The following is an 18,370-nucleotide window of genomic DNA, read 5'->3' on the forward strand; positions in this document are numbered from 1 at the left end:
GGTTTAGCCTTGACTAATGTTGATATTGTCGTGGTGTAAAAAAAAAATGGTGGGGTGTGCATCGCCCTACAGTTCTTCCGCTCATCGTTTTATCTATAATTCTAGTACGGGAGGGTTATTCTTTGATTCCGATGGTAATGGAATTATTGGAGCAGTACAAATTGCTACTTTAAGTACGGGTTTAACCTTAACCAATACCAGTATTTTTGTGGAAAGCTAAACTTTTATAAGTTTGTAGTAAGAGCTTTAAGCCCTTAATTTCACCTTATCATTCTGAAAAGTTGAATAAGATTGTTATAGTTAGTACAAATCTTAAAAGTCATTATGTATGCTAGAAATTAATATCCCCAATATTGGTATTCAAAAAATCAAACAAAAAATTATCCTCGAAATAAACTCTATAGAGAAACAAAAAAAAATTGATTATGAAAGGAATTTAATATGGCACAATATAGAAGAACAGATTAAATATTTTCAAGGTTTTATCAAGACAGCAAAATCAAGATCTAACATCAGAAATAGTTTACCTAATTCATGGACTAAAATTCCTCTTATTTTTTTATTAAAACCTTTTACTTTTATCTTTTTTAAAATTTTAAACTTTCTATTTAAAGATCAAAGAGAAGTAAATTTAAACATTTTACACGCTTTAGAAGAATCTGTAAAAGTTAATCAAATGCTTTTACAAGAAATAAAAAGTATTAAGGAAAACACTGAAGAAGACTTAATAACTTCGCAATTTAATGATTCAGATTTAAAAGAAAAATATCAATATTTATTAGAAAAAATTAATTGTTTAGAAGAAAAATAAAGTATAAATTCTTGACTATAAACTATTTAAAAAGTATTTTACCCCACAAGGCTAATAATAAAAAGATAAAGAATCTTCTTTCCTGTTTAAAGATCAATCACCAACTTATCATTATTTAGTCTATCCCCTATGCCAAATCCTGATAATGTTTTAGAAAGAAGCGAATTCGCCGATAAATTTAATCATTATTTTTATCTATGAAAATTATAGTTATATCAGTAAATGCACCTTTTATCATGGGAGGAGCAGAAATTCATGCGGATTCATTGGTAAATATGCTCAAGAAATTTGGTTATGAAGCAGAATTAGTAACGATTCCCTTTAAGGCTTATCCTAATCAACGAATTTTGGATAGTATGTTAATATTTCGCCTTTTAGATATTACAGAATCTTGCGATAGAACAATTGATCTTGTTATTCCTCTTAAGTTTCCTGCCTATTTAACCCCTCATCCCAATAAAGTAGTTTGGTTATTACATCAACATCGAGACGCTTATGATTTATGGAATAATCCTATATGTGGTTTAGCACAAAATCCAGATGGGCAACAAATTAGAGATACCATTATTAATGCCGATAACAATGCCTTTTCTGAGTGTCGTAAAATTTATAGTAACTCTCAAAATGTGGCAAAGAGATTAAAAAAATATAATAATTTTGATTCTACTCCTCTTTATCATCCTCCTAAAAATGCTGAAGAATTTTACTCTCATCATTCTCAAAATTACTTCTTTTTTCCCAGTCGTTTAACAAAAATCAAAAGACAAGAATTAGTTTTAAATGCTATTGCTAAAACTCATCATGATGTAAAAGTAATTTTTGCCGGGAGTGCCGATGATGGACGTTATGATCAACAATTAAAAGCAATGTCTGAAAAACTGGGAATTTCTAATCGTGCCATTTTTTTAAATAGGATTTCAGAAAAAGAGAAACTTAAATATTATGCCGAATGTCTTGGGGTAATTTATCCTCCCTTAGATGAAGATTATGGCTATGTAACTTTAGAAGCAATGTTATCTTCAAAACCTGTAATTACTTGTAGTGATTCTGGAGGTCCTTTAGAATTTTTAATCCCTAAAGAGACGGGAATGATTGTCGAATCAACTCCTCAAGCCTTAGCGGAAGCAATGGATCGATTATGGGATAATCGTAGTCAATCAGTGATTATGGGCAAAAATGCTAGAAAACATTATGAAAGCATGAATATAACTTGGGAAAATGTTATTGAAAAATTAACAACTATATGAAAATAAATTGGTTTTCTCCTTTACTACCAGCTAAAACTGATATTGCTAATTATACCCAGATAATTATCTATTATTTACAAGAAAAGATAGATATAACTCTATGGATAAATCAACAAGAATGGAATCAAGCATTAGAAAAATACGCCAAAGTTAAGCAATATCAATTAGATAAAATGCCTTGGTTTGAGTTGAATCAAGCCGACATTAATATTTATCATCTCGGTAATAATCCTACCTTTTATGGTGATATATGGAAAATTAGCCAACAATCTCCTGGTTTAGTTATTTTACATGACGATAAACTGCAAGATTTTTTTTATATGTTATACCCCAACAAAAATGACTATATTCAACAAATGAGGGATATTTATGGAGAAAAAGGCGGTAAATTTGCCCGATTATTCTTAAATGGATATTATTCTAAGGAATTTATGGCAGAAAACTATCCTTTAACACCCTTAGCTTTAAAAAATGCCTTGGGAGTTATCACTCATAATCGAGAGACTTATCTTTGTCTATCTCAACAAAATCAATGGGTAACAGCATATACTCCCCTACCATATATTAGCGATGACTTTAGAAATAATAAAGGTAAACAAATACCAGAAAACAATTATCATCCTCAATTATACGCGCAAGCTATTGTTGAAGTGGCAAAACAAATCTGTGAATATCGTCATCATTCAGGAGTCGATCGCATAATTCAAAGAGTAGCATCAGAATTTAATTATCTTAATCCTAATATACCTTCTAATTCACATTTGACAAATATTAGTGAAGTTATTAAATTTATTACAATGTAAAAATAGCCAATCCTCTATTTGATAAATAACTCGATAATTCCCTACTCTAATTCTCATAAAATTTCTCAGATTTCCTTTTAACTTTTTATGCCCTAATGGGTAAGGATTATCAGCAAGTTTAGCAATTTCTTCTTTAATTTTTTTGACAATTACAGTAGGAATATTTTTCAAATCTTTTTTAACTTTTTGATTAAACTCAATTTTATACATCTTTATGTTAAATTCCTAATTCGTCAAAAAATTGTTCAAAAGAAACTCTTTTTTGATTAGGATCATTTATTCTTTCATTAGCAATATCTAAATCAATTTTTTCTTGTTCTAATTCTCGTAATTCTTCTAATAATTGATAATCTTCAGCAGGGATTAAATATACTTTTTGATGTTCAGAAATTTCTATAGCAATATTTTCATGATTTTGAGCAACTTTATTTAAAGTATCTAATAGATTCTTTTTTATGTCTTGAGTTGAAATAGTGTTCATATTAAAATAACTAAATAAATTGTTAATAAAAAGATTAAAAACTATTCATATTTTATAATAGTCAGTATAGTATCAAATTATCTTTAATAAAATTAAAACTTAATTATTAGCGATTATTAAATTATTCAACATCAGGTAAAATAAAAAAATAAAATCAATTCTAATAAATAAAATAAGTTCGTAGTAAGGGATTTATCTCTATTATTCGTAAAATAAATATAATGCGCAATCTAAATTTAAGACAAAAAATAGGACAGCTAATTATTGTACGCACCACAGGTTACATTTTTGATCATCAAATTCGTTACCCTGCATGGGAAGCCACCCAATCTCAACTAAAAAAATGGTTAGAAGAATTAAATCTCGGCGGTATCATCTTATTAGGGGGTAGTTGTGCAGAAATTGCTTATCGTACTCAACAGTTACAATCTTGGGCAAAAACTCCTCTTTTCATTGCTGCCGATATTGAAGAAGGTGTAGGACAAAGATTTACAGGTGCATCTTGGTTTCCACCTCCTATGGCATTCTCAAAAATTGCGGAAAATAATCCTTTATTAGCAACAAAATATGCTCAAAAAATGGGTAACATTACCGCCAAAGAGGCTTTAGCTATAGGCATTAACTGGATTTTAGCACCCATAACCGATGTGAATAATAATCCTGATAATCCTGTTATCAATGTTCGTGCTTTTGGTGATAATCCTCAAGTAGTAGGAGACTTGGCGGAGGCTTTTATTGATGGTTGTCAGTCTTACCCTATTTTAACTACTGCTAAACATTTTCCAGGCCATGGTGACACTTCCACCGATTCTCATTTAGATTTACCAAAAATTACCCATAATTTACAGCGTTTGCAGGAAGTGGAATTATTACCCTTTCAACAGGCTATTAATAAAGGTGTTGATAGTGTGATGACTGCCCATTTATTAGTTGAGACTTTAGATGCCAATAATCCTGCCACTTTATCCTATGGTATCTTAACAGAATTGTTACGATCGAAAATGGGATTTGAGGGGTTAATTGTCACTGATGCTTTAATTATGGGGGGGATAGCAAAATACTCTTGTGGGGAAGAAATTGCCGTTAAAGCCATTCAAGCTGGTGCAGATATTCTCTTAATGCCTGAAAATCCTGAAATTGCCGTTAATTCCATCGAAAAAGCTATTCATGACGGTATTTTATCAGAGGCGAGAATTGATGAAAGTTTAACCCGAATTAAGAAAGCTAAGGCTAAATTATTTAATCACAATAGAGAAACTCTTTCTATGGATGTTATTTGTACTCCAAAAGATATTAGCATTGTAAATGAAATTTTAGTCCAAAGTTTAAGTAAAGGCGGTAATTTACCTCTTAAAGCTACAAATCAGGGCATAAATTTGGTAGTGGTGCATGATTTGTTAAATTGTGATTTTCTCGATCGCCAAACTCCAGCGGTGGCAATTCCTGAAACTTACGGTTATCAGACTCAACTGTTTGATCATCGTAATTTACATTTAGCCCCATATCAACATCAACCGATTCTATTACAGGCTTTTATCCGTGGAAATCCGTTTTTGGGTAATGGTGGTTTAACAGAATCAACCAAAATATTTTATCAAAAACTATTAGAAAGTGATTCCCTTAAAGGTATTATAATCTATGGTAGTCCTTACATTTTACAATGGTTTTTACCACGTCTTAAGCCTGAAACTCCTTGGATATTTAATTATGGGCAAATGTCGGCAGCTCAAAAATTATCTTGTCAAGATTTATTTAATTTGTCAACAAATTATGACATTCAAAAAGGTGATTTTTTGTAACGAAATTAACAGAAACCATTGCTATTTAAGGCTATACCCTGAGAATATATCTCAAAATGGTAATTTAAGATACATTAAGCAGGTCTTTACGATCACCATGACTTAGACTATATTAAAGATTAACCAAATTAAATTTATGGGGAAAAGCAGATGAAAACTTTAGAAAAAACTGCAACGGATTACTCCATTGAGATGATTAAAGACGAAGTACGTCATTTAGTAGAAACTGGAACTGTTAGTCGTCATCAACCAATCTATATCCTTTGTCAGTATATTCCCGCCCGAGAATGGGTTTGTGTGGAGTGTGAATTAGAAAAATGTGATTATCTTTTGAGAGATCAAATTGGCGACTTAATTGCCTGTGAAAATTGGGATAATGATTAAATGGCCGTTGCTAAAAAAAGTTTTTTGGTGAGAGGATAGGCAATAAGCAACCGTTTGTATTTATTTGGTGAATAACTTGATATTAGTGAACTATAAACTAAAACTAAAATACTACTTTTGGTTTAAAAATTACATCACAACATCAAATTATCTCCTAGGCAATTATAAAATTAAATTATCTGTTTGTAGGTATATCATAAATTTTCCTTAATCCATTGAGCAATTTTTCATTTTGTTCGTCTTTTTTGACGGCAACTCGAAAATATTGTTCTCCTAATTCAGGAAAACTAACACAGTCACGAATTAATATTTGTTCTTGTTTGAGTAACTCTAACTGTAATTTTGTACTAGGTATTTTTGTTTGTACTAAGATAAAGTTAGTTCTACTTTCTAAAGGTTTTAAGCCCTCAATTTTGGTTAATTCTTGGGCTAATTTTGCCCTAGTCGGTTTTAACCACTGCCATGTTTTTTCTTGAAAATGATGATCATTTAAGGAGGCTATTCCGGCCAACATCGCTAAAGTGTTTACACTCCAAGGATCTCGCCATTTTTGCCATTTTTTTACTCTTTTTGGATTAGTAATACCGTAACCAATTCTTAAGCCAGGCAAACTATAAAATTTAGTTAGTGACCGCAAAATTATTAAGTTATCATAATCTGTGATTACATCAATTAAACTTTCTTGCTCATGAGGTGATAAAAAGTCCATAAAGGCTTCATCTACAATTACCAAAGGAAATTGATCTAAATAAGGTATAAGAGTCTTTTGATGCCAAAGTTTCCCCGTAGGATTATGGGGATTATTAATTAATAAGGCAAAATTTTGAGAATGATTTAATCCCGTTTCTAAATCTTCTAAATTGTAGAATTGACAAGGAAGATTAAAAGTTTGTAACGCCCTTTTATAATCAGCAAAACAAGGAGAAGGAAGCAAAACTCCCTGTAAATAATGAGCTTCCCATGCTACCCATGTTAACAATTCCGCCGCCCCATTACTAGGTAAAACCCAATCAGTTTCAAGGTGATGATGGTTTCCGATGGCTTGACGAAATTGAGGATAGTTAGGATTAGGATAATTTTGTAGTTGAGCGATGCCTTCAATAATTGTGGCGATCGCACTTTGACAAGGACCAAGAGGATTAATACTAGCAGAAAAATCCAGTATATCGGAAAGAGAACAGTTAACAAGATTAACCGCCCACTCTAAATTTCCTCCGTGAATTGGTGTCATTAATAAATTAAGTAAAGGGTAAAAAGTAATTTAAAAACAGTATATTATAGACTATACACGATACACTATTGCCCTTTACCTATTTTTAAATGAAGTCAGAAAAATTAAGACTTAGGAGGTGCAACTCTCTCTTTAAAAAGTTTACCTGCGGAAAAAGCGGGAACTTTAGTAGCAGGAATCTCCATTTTCTCACCAGTTTTAGGATTACGTCCTTCACGAGCTTTTCTCTCACGACTTTCAAAAGAGCCAAAACCGACTAGAGTGACTTTTTCACCGGAAGAAACTGCTTCCATAATCGATTCAACCACAGCACTAATAACGGTGTCAGCTTGTTTTTTGGTGACATCAGCCCTTGCTGCTACTGCATCTACTAATTCGCCTTTGTTCATAAATTAATCTCCAATGGATTTAAAATTTTGGTCATAAAAATTGAGTTCATGATATTAATTAGCTGAAATTACCATCAACTCAGTATTTTACTGTTTTTTACACTAGATCTGATATTACATGATAAAACGCTGAAATGATTAAAAATTATAGTTTTTCTCCAATTTTTTACAATTTTTTCGCTTTTTGTAAAGAAATATTAAAAAAATGATTTTCTAATAACTTACAACCCACCTCCAGTAAAGCATCACTACTCATATAAGAATACAAGATACAAATTATTTTACCATCCCGTAATAGCAGGAGTATCAAGTAAGGGTTGATCATCATTCTCCTTTGAATTTGAATTACTTTCAGTTTCCTTTACCTCAATACAAAAAGTTGCCGTATTAAAACCACCAAAACGTTTTACCGTGCTAGTTCTCATCCGAATATTATCAGTTACAAACCAGAATCTTTCGTGAATAGTCATAGTTTCATACTCGGTAGTTAAGACTAAAGCATCTTCATGATCTAAATAATACTCTCCAGCTACAGGTACTATTTCTGCATAGCCCCTTTCTCTCAATAATTTGCCTTGTCGGGGATTGTCGGAGGCAGGAATTAGAGCAAAAACCGTATCTCCTTTGTGATCTTCATTTTCTTTATCCCATTGCATTGCTCCATCCCATGTAACATAAGATCCTCCCACAGACAATTCTGGATCAAAAGAGTGCATTTGACAAATTTCGATAATTTTGGGATCATTTTTAGTTAAAGTTTCTACTTGAATGTCTGAACCTCCTGTTTCCGCTCTTCTAAAGGGCAAATGGTGGGTTGTACGTTGAGATCGCCATTTTCCGGCACTATTTTGAAAAAAGGTTAAACCATCCATAAAAGATACTTTAAAAATTATTTATATTATCGAATAATTTTATCATAAATAAGAGCAGAATGTCTGATTAATTTAAGATTATTAAGGATTGATATAAGGTTCTAATTTGGTTAAACTTTGAAGAAAAATTAAACCGCTATAAAGTTGAAAAGCCTCATCCCAGATATTTTCTTCTCGGTGAAAAAGATTAATGTGAGAATCAACTTGTTTTAGCATTTCAGGAAAGAGTATAACTCCTTGAGCAAATAAAGTAAAATCTGACCATAAAGGTTTATCAGAAAGTTTTTCAGCAAAAAAATGAACTAAAACTTGCCTTTTTTTCTTAGAAGTTTTTTCTTGATTTGTAATATTTAAACCTTGGTCAAATTTGTAAAAATTATCACTAAATCTCAGAATTAAATTTTGAGATAATAAATGTAAATCATAAAATTGTCTATAGTCAAGGATAGATTTTTTTTTCTGAGGTTTACTCCTAGCATCTAAATGTAAAATTAACTCAAAAATAGGAATTAAACCTTGAACTTTATTATTAATATCTCCCCATTTAAAGATAATTTCTTGTTCTTTTTCATCATCATCATCTCCAAGAATAATGACTTCATCATCATCTTGAATGATGTACTTTACTTGATAAACCTCTATTTTATTAATATTTTTAATTCTTTCACAAAAACAAGGAATATTTACTTGAGAAAACTCAGATTGCCAATAATTTAATTCTCCTAAATTACCAGTTTTATATAAACGCCAACTACGGGTAGGAATTTGTAAAGTCGCTGTATAATTATCTATATTGATAATGTTAGCTAATTTTGGAGCTAAGATTTTTTTGTCATCTAAAGTAACAGGTTCTAAGACTAAAACAGCTAAATCTTCACTATTTTCGATAGTTTTAAACTGATTAAATTTTTCCTCTTTTTCTTGGTGATAAATTTTGACTATTCTTTCAATACCATCACGAATTAGTTTAATTAAATTGGGTTCAGGATATATACTATCTTTTATAGTTTGACGATAATTACTTTCAGCTTCCTTTAAATTTCCTTCTTTTTCTAAAATTAATGAATGATAATATTTAATCCATAAACTATTATTATCCTTCTCCAATTTTTTTAATATCTCTTTAGCTTTGGTATAATTTTCGTTATTAATAGCTAAGTTTACTTCTTCAAACATTTTGGATATTTAATCGTTTAAATTTCTTGCTAATTTATTCATGATTACTTATTTCTGCCACGGCGGCAATTAAAGACATAACCATAATTGGTGCAGTTACAGCCCTTAAAATTCTTTTTCCTAAAGACACGGGTTGAAAATTACATTCGATCGCTTTATAAAATTCATCAGTAGTCCAACCACCTTCACACCCGGTAGCGATAATAATTTGTGAGGGAAACTCAAGTAAATTTGTCAAAAAACCAAGTAAATGAGGTGCATTAGCACGAGCAACAGCGATATACTTAGGAATATTCATCTTATTCATTGATGTAAAAGCCTCAAAAATAGAAATAGGTTGAGCAATATAAGGCACAATTTGTCTTTCTGATTGTTCTGCGGATTCTTTTGCTATTTTACGCCATCTTTCTAACTTATTTTCACTGGGTTTTAATAAAGTGCGATGGCTAATTATTGTTTTGAAATGTTTACCCCCAAACTGGGTAGGCCAAATAATAATTACGTAAAAACCTTTCCCTTTAGTCAAAGCAAACCTCAAAGTTACAGAAGAAAGTAACTCCCTAATTTCCTTAAGAGAAACAAGAATTTCCCCTCCATGATCTGTTAATTTTACCAACCAACAATGACCTTTACCATCCATAGTGATAAAATTCTGTCCATTATTTAGTCTAACCACTCGACGCAAATAATGTTCTTGCTCTGAAAAAAGGTTAATCAGAGTATCTTGTTTTTGACTTTCATGAATAACTAAACGATATAACAAAATAGAGAATGAATAATGAATAATAAGTAATAAGTAATGGGGAATGATTATTAAAATTGATAATTTCTCACCTTAAATACATTTTAATTTTTATTTTGCCAAAATGTCTAAATGAGTGAGTAAAATTAATGGTACATTTTATTTTTCTCAAACCTATGGTAAGAATGGATAACAAGGGGTTTAAACCCCTTGCATTGTATTGCCCTTATACGATAAATTTGCCCACTTACTTAATCGTGTTGCCATATAATTCTTCTAGTTTTCTAGTCTCCTAATTTCTTCCCCTTCACCGCAACAACTATCAATGCCTAGACTTTTGAGAATTAAATCACTAACGGCATTGGCGATGGCAAATTCACTATAAAAACTTTTTTGAAAATCAAAAGACTGCATTTCTGTAACTATAGCAATAACTAAAGAACCGAGATCATTTTCTCCTTCTAATCGTTGACGAATAAAAATTTGAGCTGCACGGGTAGCAATAGTTTCATTAATAATTTCAGGGATAAATTCTTCATCTAACCATTGATGTAAATTGGTTTTGAGCCAAACTTGCTCAACATCAGCATTTTCTAAGGGGGGTAAAACAATGGGAGGAATAGGTTGAGACATGATTAAATAATATTATCGGTTTTCTTGATTAGAAATTATATATTTTTGGTTCAATAGTTATGATTGATATTCCCTCTATTATTCAGGGGTATGCCCACGGTAATTTTTTAATGGCGGATGAGTCTGAGCAGTTAGGATGGTATTCTAGTAACGAAAGAACTTTAATTCCTTTAGATCATCGTTTTCGTTACCCTAAATCTTTACAAAGAGTCTTAAATAAAAATACCTTTTCCGTGGCTATTAATCAAGATTTTTTAGGAGTTTGTCAAGGTTGTGCCCATCGGGAGACGACATGGATTTCTTCAGAATTAATTGATATTTATATTGAGTTAAATCGTGCTGGTTGGGCTTACAGTTTTGAAACATGGCAAAATGATCAATTAGCAGGGGGCATTTTAGGTATTGTCATCAGAGGTGCTTTTATTGGTGAGTCAATGTTTTTTAATATTCCTAATGCTTCTAAAGTCGCTATGGTAAAATTAGTTGAACATTTACGATCGCAAAAATTTGTCTTATTCGATGCTCAAATGCAAAATCCACACCTTGAAAGATTTGGATCATATATCATTAGTAATAAAGGGTATATGAAATTATTATCAAAAGCTCTTGATACTCAGTGTAATTTTCTTCCCTCAAAAGAATTAGTAAATAAAGAAATATCATTGTGACAGGAATACTATACCTTGTAGCCACCCCCATAGGCAACTTAAAAGATATAACATTTCGGGCGATCGAAACTTTACAAACCGTTGACTTAATTGCCGCCGAAGATACCCGACACACAGCGAAATTATTACATCATTATCAAATAAAAACCCCTACGATTAGCTACCATCAGCATAACCATCAAACCAGAGTCACAGAATTATCAACAAAATTATTAGAGGGGTTAAACATTGCCTTAGTAACCGATGCAGGTACTCCATGTATTTCCGATCCGGGTTATTATTTAGTCTTAGCTTGTATGGAGGCTAATATTAGAGTTATACCAATTCCAGGGGCGATGGCAGCTATAAGCGGATTAGTAGCATCAGGATTGTCAACGGAAAGATTTTGTTTTGAAGGGTTTTTGCCCACGAAAAAAAAATTAAGAGAAAATAGATTAAACAGTTTAAAAGAGGAAAAAAGGACTATTATTTTTTATGAAGCTCCCCATAAATTAGAAAAAACCCTAGCAGATTTAGCTAACTTTTTCGGTATAAAAAGAAACATTTGTTTAGCTAGAGAATTAACTAAAATTCATGAAGATTTTTGGAGAGGAAATTTAGAAAAAGCCATTAAATTTTATGAAAATTGTGAACCAAAAGGAGAATATACGATTATCGTAGAAGGAAATCAAGAAGAAGAAATAACACTTTCAGAAACTGAAATTAAAGAAGAAATTGAGAAATTATTAAAACAAGGTATGAGTAAAACAGAAGCTAGTCAATACTTAGTAAAATATACCAACTTATCTCGTCGAGAAATCTATCAATTAATGATTAATCAATAGACTTACTTCGGGCTAAAATCAAGTAATGATGCACGGAGTAATAAGCATTAAACATTTTTAATAATTGACAAAAGAAACGTTTTAACCCTTACTAAGAATATATGAAATATAGCAGTCCTAAATGATTCGTGGCAAAATAAAGACTACAAATTTAAAGGCAAGGGGTTTAAATCCCTTGTTAAATAATAGGTAAAACATTATTTCCTATCTTTAAATATTTCACAACTGATTTAGGATTGCTATATCTTTATAAGATGTTTATAAATAGTTAGTTGAGTCAGGTTTTTTTTAAAGTGTTGTGTTAGTATAATTTCGATAGGAGTTGATCAATTAAATTAAAAACTTGATCCTTTGTAATTTGTAAAGTTAACATAATCATTTATCTTCCGATTTTACCCTTAGTTTAACACCTCATCATCTTACTATATATTGGTATTATATTAATTAAAACTGTAATCTGTTAATATTTTGACTTGGGAAAAGTAGAGGATAAAAATAGTTGATCATAAAATAGAATCACAAAATAGAATAAAAGTAATTGTTCTCACAAGGCAATTATTTGTTCTTAAAAATTAACAAAATTTTTCATGTCTAAAATAAAAGTAGCCATTAATGGTTTTGGCAGAATCGGTAGATTAGTATTTCGTGTAGGAATAGATAACCCCAATATCGAATTTGTAGGAATTAACGATTTAGTGCCACCAGAAAACATTGCTTACCTACTTAAATATGACTCTACCCATGGCAGATTTAAAGGCACAGTAGAGGCAAAAACAGAGGGTATTGAAGTCAATGGTAAATTTATTCCCTGCGTTTCCGTGCGTAATCCCGAAGAATTACCTTGGGGAGAATATGGTGCAGAATATGTGGTTGAAGCCACTGGTTTATTTACCGATAATGAAAGTGCGGGAAAACACATCAAAGCTGGTGCAAAAAGAGTTGTAATTTCAGCACCGACAAAAGATCCAGAAAAAGTAGCCACATTATTAATGGGTGTCAATCATGAAACCTACGATCCCAGTAAACATATTGTCGTTTCTAATGCTAGTTGTACTACCAACTGTTTAGCACCCATCGCCAAAGTAATAGATGAAAACTTCGGTTTAAAAGAAGGTTTAATGACTACTATTCATGCCATGACAGCTACTCAACCTACGGTTGACGGACCTAGTAAAAAAGATTTTCGAGGAGGCCGAGGTGCATCCCAAAACATCATACCATCTTCCACAGGGGCAGCCAAAGCAGTAGCATTAGTACTACCACAACTTAAAGGTAAATTAACAGGTATGGCTTTTAGAGTGCCAACACCAAACGTTTCCGCCGTAGATTTAACCTTCCGCACAGAAAAAGCAACAAGTTATCAAGAAATTTGTGAGGCAATGAAAAAGGCTTCAGAAACAAACTTAAAAGGTATTTTAGGTTACACCGATGAAGCTGTAGTTTCTTCTGATTTCATTACAGATTCCCACTCCAGTATATTTGACGCTGGGGCAGGAATAGAACTCAATTCTAACTTTTTTAAAGTAGTTTCTTGGTATGATAATGAGTGGGGCTATTCCAGTCGTATGATAGACCTGATTTTATTTATGGCAAGTAAATCATGAAAATGAGCAATTAACAGTTAATATAGCAATCCTATGGGAGTTGTGAAATTTTTAGAGGTGTTAGCTATTAGCTTTCAGTGGTCAGCTTTGACGGTATAGTAAGATTTACAGATTTATTTTTTAATCTTTAATTCTTCACAAATGATTTAGGATTGCTATAGTTAATTGTTAATTGTTAATCGTCAAAGTCCCCATTGATGTTTAAGGACATCTTTATAGATATTTTCCCTAACCAACATCTCCTCATACAATTTAATTAAAAAATCTGTAGCTTGTTCTCTAGTCATGTTTTGGACTTGAGTCTGAAAAGAACGTAAATTGAACTGTTGCTCTAATGATAATCCCATTGAATTAGACATAATCTTAGATTCTCCTTTACTTTAGAACTAAAACTTGTTATTCTTGATCAAGGGTTAAGTCCGGAAACACTTTCCTTGTCTAAAATAACTACTTTAATAAATATCATAGCAAAAATAACAAAACTGCTCATTTTGAACAATGAGTATAAATACTTATGAAATTGCTAATTTTTGGCTTGTGGTAAATTTAAAAATTGCCTCAAAAATAAAATTGGCACTGATTAAGTGGTTATAACTATGATAATATTTAAAAGATCATATCGTTTATAGTAAGATTCAAATATAAAAAACGTCAGGTTATTTTCAATTAAAGAACAAATCAAATAAAATTCTGATAATTAAGTTGATAGTAAAGCAGTCAATGATATTTAAGTCTTTGTCTCAGGATAAGGCACAATTTAATAATCAAAAATGTAGAGTTAGTGATTCAAAAGAATTTACTAGCTCATTTGTTGTGAATATGAAAGTTAATCTGTGGTAACTTTATAAATCTTCGAAAAATTAATTGCAATATTAAAAAAAATTAGGAGGAAATCTCTATGTCTGTTCGTCTTTATGTTAAATTACCCAAAGCGGAATTAGAAAAAGAAGGTTTTGAAAAAATGTTTAGTGACTTTGAGCCTTCTTTTACAACTAAACTAATTAAAGAGCGTAAAAAAAATGAGTGTCGTGGTTTTGGATTTGTAACTGTGCCTACCGATGAAGATGCGGATCTTTTTATCAGTAAATACAACAATCAAGTTTTTGTTTACAATGATCAACCTTTTAAGGAGGAAAATGGTGCTGATTTCGTCTTGTTGATTGAAAAAGCTTTACCTCGCACTAAAGGAGAGAAAGAGGAAAATGGCACTGTTACCGAAGCGAGTGAAGGGGAATCTAACACTGAAGCTAAAGTTGTTACTAAACCTGAAATTGAGACAGTCAAACCTAGCCGCAAAGAAGGCCAGAAAAAATCTTCTGCACCTAAAAAAGCTCGTACTAAAAGTGCTGGAAGTGGCAAACCAAAAAGCGAGAAAGTTGTTTCTGTGTCTGAATCTATTCAACCCGATCCTCGTTGGGCAAATCAGTTGAGTAAATTAAAGGAAATGTTTTCGACTCAGACTTCCAAATAAATTAAATTTTTTGCCTTTGAACGTCTTATTCTGAATCTGTGAGTAGGGCGTTTTTTTCATGGTGGTTTTTTTCAGAAAGAGAATCGACGACTGACCTTGTTTCGTCTCGACTCTCTAACTGGTTCGCTCCCCACACAAATTAAATATAAACTATGTTTTTAATTTTGTCAATAGCTGATCCTTAAGACACAAACAAAAATGTTAGGATTGGATGGTAATTAACTGTTTCACCGCTCATGTTTAAAATAATTTTTTCAGAGCAGTTTTTAGATCATCAAACGGGTAGGTATCATCCTGAATCCCCTCAAAGGTTGACGGCTATTCGAGATAAATTGAGTAATATTTATTGGAATAATAAGTTGCAGTGGTTAGAACCTACTCCTGTAAATGAAGGTAATGCCCTCGAATGGGTGTCAACAATTCATGATATTAATTACATTGAGCGAGTCAAAACTATTGCTAAACGAGGAGGCGGAAAGTTAGATGAAGATACAGCTGTTTCCGCAAAAAGTTATGATGTGGCTTTATTGGCAGTAAGTGCGTGGTTAGATGGTGTTAATCAAGTTTTGAGCAATAATCAGCCTTGTTTTATTTTAGCTCGTCCTCCCGGACATCATGCCACTGTTGAGATGGGTATGGGTTTTTGTTTATTTTCTAATGCGGCGATCGCCTCTAATTATGCTTTGACTCAAAAAGGGGTTAAAAAAGTTGCGATTTTAGATTGGGATGTCCATCACGGTAACGGCACTGAAGATATAATTGCTGATAATCCAAATATTATTTACTGTTCTTTACATCAATACCCATGTTATCCCGGCACGGGGAAAGAAACTGATCGAGGTTTTTATGATAACGTGTTAAATATTCCTGTGGAAGCTGGTAGCACCATCAGAGAATATGATTTATATTTTCAAAAAAAAGTAATTCCTTTTATCAGCAAATTTGAACCAGATTTATTGATTGTCAGTGCTGGATATGACGCTAATCATCAAGATCCATTAGCTAGAGTTTCTTTATTTCCTCAAGATTATTATACATTGACAAAACATTGTCTAAATATCACGAAAAAAATTGTTTTTGGATTAGAAGGAGGATACCATTTAGAAGCCTTAGCAGAATCTGTTGAGCAAACTATTCTTGCCTGTTTAAGTTAAAAATTAGGAATGAAAAATTTTCTCTTAGTCTTCCTCCTCTTCTCCTATCCTCTTTTTCACTCTGGATGATGATTAACGTCATGATGATTTGTTGAAGAAGACGAATTGTAGGTGCTTTCTAACCATGATTTAATCCAAGGAGTGGGAATGGGATTATGCACTGGTTTTAATCCGTTTAATACTTCTGGTAAATTTAAAGATTCTAAAGGCTTCGCTTCTCTAAGTTTATGCCATACTGAACGAGACATTAATAAATTTTGATTGATTCTTTCTGCACCTAATTTTTCCAGATATTCTTCTCTTTCGGGTTGATAATCTGAGGAAGATACTAGCAAAGATTGAGGAGGTAAAGTTTGAATTACTGTTGCCATTTGGCTAATTAATTTGGGATAAAGCCATGTATAGGCAGGATGCACTGTTAAAATTGCTTCGTGAGGTTTAGTGCCATTTTTGCATAGGTATAGTTTAAAGTAGCCAATGGCGGCTTTTCTTTGAGGCTCGAATACATAAGCACTAATTTCTTCTGTGTGGTTTAACCATGCTTGAATTTTTTGGCAAATAAAGCTACCGAATCCCACTTTGAAGTCTTCAAGATGGCGATCGAATATTTGTCGTAACATCGGGGGCATAGAAACACAATCTAATTGATAAAGTAGTTTAGCATCAGCATTACTAACAGGTAACAAATTAGGTAAATTAGGTTCTTTTTGTGCTAGTTTTTCCAGTATTTCTGGTTGACAAAGCCAATAAGTCATTTGTGCTAAAGGTTGAAATCCGTTTTCTCGATATAAACCAAGAGTATTTTTTTCGTTAATATTAACTTCTAGTATCCATGTTCTAGCTTCCCAAATTTTTTCAAAACAGTGACGTAATAGTTGTGAACCAATGCTACGATTGCCAATGAGTAAATGACTGATAGAAGTATTATAATTAATTAAAACTTGTTCTACTTTCCATGTGCTACGATTATGGTTAAAAGGTGCGATTTGGATTAAACCTTGTATTTGTTCATCTTTTTCGGCTACATAAATATAAAAATCACCACTAAGAGGAATCGGCAATAGTTTTGATAACTGTAACAATCCATAAAAACTTTGATATTTTTGTATTTTTTCTAACAATATTGCCTGACGAGTGTTAAACTGGATTGATAAACTTTGTTGTATTAATGCTGAAATAGGATTAAGATCTCGATATTGTATCCCTCGAATTTTAAGAGAGGATTTAGGCAAGGTTGAAGTATTCATAGAAAATAATTAAGAATAGATATAGATTAATGGTTATCTCCATATTAGCTTAACTGAGAGATTGTTCAGGGATATTCTATCTTCTCTTCATTTAGATGATTAACTACTGATTATATACTCAGAAACTTTCAAGATATTTTTCAGATTAGATCGTCATAATAATAATCAACAAATTAATTAATTTCGGAGTCATAAAAAATGAAATTTACTAACTTTAACACTGTGAAAAACACTGCGATCTCTTTAGTTGCTATTACTGCTATTTCTGTTGGAACAAATAACTTATTTTTATCATCAAAACCTGCTCAAGCCGATAATTCTATCCCTATAAAAATAGCTCAAAATTCAGTAAAAAGTGGAAAATTTGTCACAGTTAAACAAGAAAAACAAACCACTGGACAAGTTAAAATTGTTACAGAAAATGGGAAACGTTATTTAGAATTAAGTTCTGATTTTAGCACAGCAAAAGGACCTGATGTGCAAATAATTTTACATCGTAATAGTCAAATTGGTGTTAATCCAAAACAAAATGAATATTTTAATGTAGCCATGCTTAAAAGTTTTCAAGGAGGGCAACGTTATTTAATTCCAGATTATGTTAACATAAACGAGTTTAAATCTGTTGGTATTTGGTGTCGTGAATTTAACGTAACCTTTGCTTTTGCGACTATTTAAAACATTTCTATTGTCTAAGTTAAAAGCTCTTGTTGACAACTCCCCGCCTATCACGGCTAGGATTCTTCCTTCACTGAGTGATGCCTTGTAAAAGCAGTACCTTTACTCGGTCTTACTCTCTCTCCAGAAGCTATAGCGATGTGTCCCACCGCTTTTAAA

22 protein-coding genes are annotated in these 18,370 nt (G+C 31.9%); 12 read left to right on the forward strand and 10 right to left on the reverse strand.

From position 1 onward, the window contains the following. Positions 1-16 precede the first annotated feature (16 nt). The 4 genes from FWJ34_RS10510 to FWJ34_RS10525 all read left to right on the forward strand — a co-directional run bounded on the left by FWJ34_RS10510 (position 17) and on the right by FWJ34_RS10525 (position 2,861). The gene (locus FWJ34_RS10510; protein WP_308255272.1) at positions 17-220 is read left to right on the forward strand and encodes a hypothetical protein; all 204 of its coding nucleotides are present in this window, start codon (positions 17-19) and stop codon (positions 218-220) included. 108 nt (positions 221-328) lie between these two features. Beyond that, positions 329-811 carry a hypothetical protein gene (locus FWJ34_RS10515; RefSeq protein WP_308255273.1) on the forward strand — a complete coding sequence of 161 codons (483 nt, stop codon included), beginning with the start codon at positions 329-331 and terminating at the stop codon, positions 809-811. Positions 812-1,008: 197 nt separating this feature from the next. After that, positions 1,009-2,058 carry a glycosyltransferase family 4 protein gene (locus FWJ34_RS10520; RefSeq protein WP_308255274.1) on the forward strand — a complete coding sequence of 350 codons (1,050 nt, stop codon included), beginning with the start codon at positions 1,009-1,011 and terminating at the stop codon, positions 2,056-2,058. Further along, entirely contained in the window at positions 2,055-2,861 is an 807-nt protein-coding gene (locus tag FWJ34_RS10525; protein WP_308255275.1) for a hypothetical protein, read from the forward strand. The genes FWJ34_RS10520 and FWJ34_RS10525 overlap by 4 nt, the downstream gene beginning before the upstream one ends. Here the strand turns inward: FWJ34_RS10525 and FWJ34_RS10530 are convergent. Both FWJ34_RS10530 and FWJ34_RS10535 read right to left on the reverse strand, forming a co-directional pair. Beyond that, entirely contained in the window at positions 2,814-3,071 is a 258-nt protein-coding gene (locus FWJ34_RS10530) for a type II toxin-antitoxin system RelE/ParE family toxin (RefSeq protein WP_308255276.1), read from the reverse strand. The genes FWJ34_RS10525 and FWJ34_RS10530 overlap by 48 nt on opposite strands. 7 nt (positions 3,072-3,078) lie before the next feature. Next, complete coding sequence (locus FWJ34_RS10535; protein ID WP_308255277.1) at positions 3,079-3,342, reverse strand: type II toxin-antitoxin system Phd/YefM family antitoxin; 264 nt, start codon at positions 3,340-3,342, stop codon at positions 3,079-3,081. 221 nt (positions 3,343-3,563) lie between these two features. On the opposite strand from FWJ34_RS10535, the gene FWJ34_RS10540 reads away from it, so the two are divergent. Together FWJ34_RS10540 and FWJ34_RS10545 are read left to right on the forward strand one after the other, a co-directional pair. After that, positions 3,564-5,141, forward strand: a complete 1,578-nt coding sequence (locus FWJ34_RS10540) for a glycoside hydrolase family 3 N-terminal domain-containing protein (protein ID WP_308255278.1) — start codon at positions 3,564-3,566, stop codon at positions 5,139-5,141. A gap of 150 nt (positions 5,142-5,291) precedes the next feature. Continuing rightward, positions 5,292-5,525 carry a DUF4327 family protein gene (locus FWJ34_RS10545; protein WP_308255279.1) on the forward strand — a complete coding sequence of 78 codons (234 nt, stop codon included), beginning with the start codon at positions 5,292-5,294 and terminating at the stop codon, positions 5,523-5,525. A gap of 175 nt (positions 5,526-5,700) precedes the next feature. Here the strand turns inward: FWJ34_RS10545 and cobD are convergent, their stop codons facing one another. The 6 genes from cobD to FWJ34_RS10575 form a co-directional block, all read right to left on the reverse strand. Then, the gene (gene cobD, locus FWJ34_RS10550; protein ID WP_308255280.1) at positions 5,701-6,756 is read right to left on the reverse strand and encodes a threonine-phosphate decarboxylase CobD; all 1,056 of its coding nucleotides are present in this window, start codon (positions 6,754-6,756) and stop codon (positions 5,701-5,703) included. Positions 6,757-6,860: 104 nt separating this feature from the next. After that, positions 6,861-7,145 carry an HU family DNA-binding protein gene (locus FWJ34_RS10555; protein ID WP_308255281.1) on the reverse strand — a complete coding sequence of 95 codons (285 nt, stop codon included), beginning with the start codon at positions 7,143-7,145 and terminating at the stop codon, positions 6,861-6,863. A 281-nt stretch (positions 7,146-7,426) separates the two neighbouring features. Then, entirely contained in the window at positions 7,427-8,017 is a 591-nt protein-coding gene (locus tag FWJ34_RS10560) for a phycobiliprotein lyase (RefSeq protein WP_308255282.1), read from the reverse strand. An 81-nt stretch (positions 8,018-8,098) separates the two neighbouring features. Beyond that, complete coding sequence (locus FWJ34_RS10565; RefSeq protein WP_308255283.1) at positions 8,099-9,193, reverse strand: tetratricopeptide repeat protein; 1,095 nt, start codon at positions 9,191-9,193, stop codon at positions 8,099-8,101. Positions 9,194-9,227: 34 nt separating this feature from the next. Next, on the reverse strand, positions 9,228-9,956 hold the full coding sequence (locus FWJ34_RS10570; protein ID WP_308255284.1) for an RsmE family RNA methyltransferase: 729 nt from the start codon (positions 9,954-9,956) through the stop codon (positions 9,228-9,230). Positions 9,957-10,211: 255 nt separating this feature from the next. Continuing rightward, positions 10,212-10,568 carry a hypothetical protein gene (locus tag FWJ34_RS10575; protein WP_308255285.1) on the reverse strand — a complete coding sequence of 119 codons (357 nt, stop codon included), beginning with the start codon at positions 10,566-10,568 and terminating at the stop codon, positions 10,212-10,214. A 59-nt stretch (positions 10,569-10,627) separates the two neighbouring features. On the opposite strand from FWJ34_RS10575, the gene aat reads away from it, so the two are divergent. The 3 genes from aat (at position 10,628) to gap (ending at position 13,664) form a co-directional block, all read left to right on the forward strand. Beyond that, the gene (gene aat / locus FWJ34_RS10580; RefSeq protein ID WP_308255286.1) at positions 10,628-11,236 is read left to right on the forward strand and encodes a leucyl/phenylalanyl-tRNA--protein transferase; all 609 of its coding nucleotides are present in this window, start codon (positions 10,628-10,630) and stop codon (positions 11,234-11,236) included. After that, the gene (gene rsmI / locus FWJ34_RS10585; RefSeq protein ID WP_396231843.1) at positions 11,233-12,060 is read left to right on the forward strand and encodes a 16S rRNA (cytidine(1402)-2'-O)-methyltransferase; all 828 of its coding nucleotides are present in this window, start codon (positions 11,233-11,235) and stop codon (positions 12,058-12,060) included. The genes aat and rsmI overlap by 4 nt, the downstream gene beginning before the upstream one ends. Before the next feature lie 587 nt (positions 12,061-12,647). Beyond that, a complete protein-coding gene (gap, locus tag FWJ34_RS10590; protein WP_308255287.1) occupies positions 12,648-13,664 on the forward strand; it encodes a type I glyceraldehyde-3-phosphate dehydrogenase in 1,017 nt (338 codons plus the stop codon). Between the two features lie 182 nt (positions 13,665-13,846). On the opposite strand, the gene FWJ34_RS10595 is transcribed toward gap, so the two are convergent. Continuing rightward, entirely contained in the window at positions 13,847-14,023 is a 177-nt protein-coding gene (locus FWJ34_RS10595) for an NblA/ycf18 family protein (protein ID WP_308255288.1), read from the reverse strand. Positions 14,024-14,562: 539 nt separating this feature from the next. Here FWJ34_RS10595 and FWJ34_RS10600 point away from each other — a divergent pair. Together FWJ34_RS10600 and FWJ34_RS10605 are read left to right on the forward strand one after the other, a co-directional pair. Further along, a complete protein-coding gene (locus FWJ34_RS10600) occupies positions 14,563-15,135 on the forward strand; it encodes an RNA-binding protein (RefSeq protein WP_308255289.1) in 573 nt (190 codons plus the stop codon). Between the two features lie 236 nt (positions 15,136-15,371). Further along, positions 15,372-16,289, forward strand: a complete 918-nt coding sequence (locus FWJ34_RS10605; RefSeq protein ID WP_308255290.1) for a histone deacetylase — start codon at positions 15,372-15,374, stop codon at positions 16,287-16,289. Between the two features lie 56 nt (positions 16,290-16,345). On the opposite strand, the gene FWJ34_RS10610 is transcribed toward FWJ34_RS10605, so the two are convergent. After that, positions 16,346-17,536, reverse strand: coding sequence for a GNAT family N-acetyltransferase (locus FWJ34_RS10610; RefSeq protein ID WP_308255291.1), 1,191 nt, complete (start codon positions 17,534-17,536; stop codon positions 16,346-16,348). A gap of 198 nt (positions 17,537-17,734) precedes the next feature. Here FWJ34_RS10610 and FWJ34_RS10615 point away from each other — a divergent pair, with 198 nt between their 5' ends. Next, the gene (locus FWJ34_RS10615; protein WP_308255292.1) at positions 17,735-18,211 is read left to right on the forward strand and encodes a DM13 domain-containing protein; all 477 of its coding nucleotides are present in this window, start codon (positions 17,735-17,737) and stop codon (positions 18,209-18,211) included. Positions 18,212-18,370: the final 159 nt, after the last annotated feature.

This window comes from Geminocystis sp. GBBB08 (genome assembly GCF_016743215.1).
Taxonomy (GTDB): Bacteria; Cyanobacteriota; Cyanobacteriia; order Cyanobacteriales; family Cyanobacteriaceae; genus Geminocystis.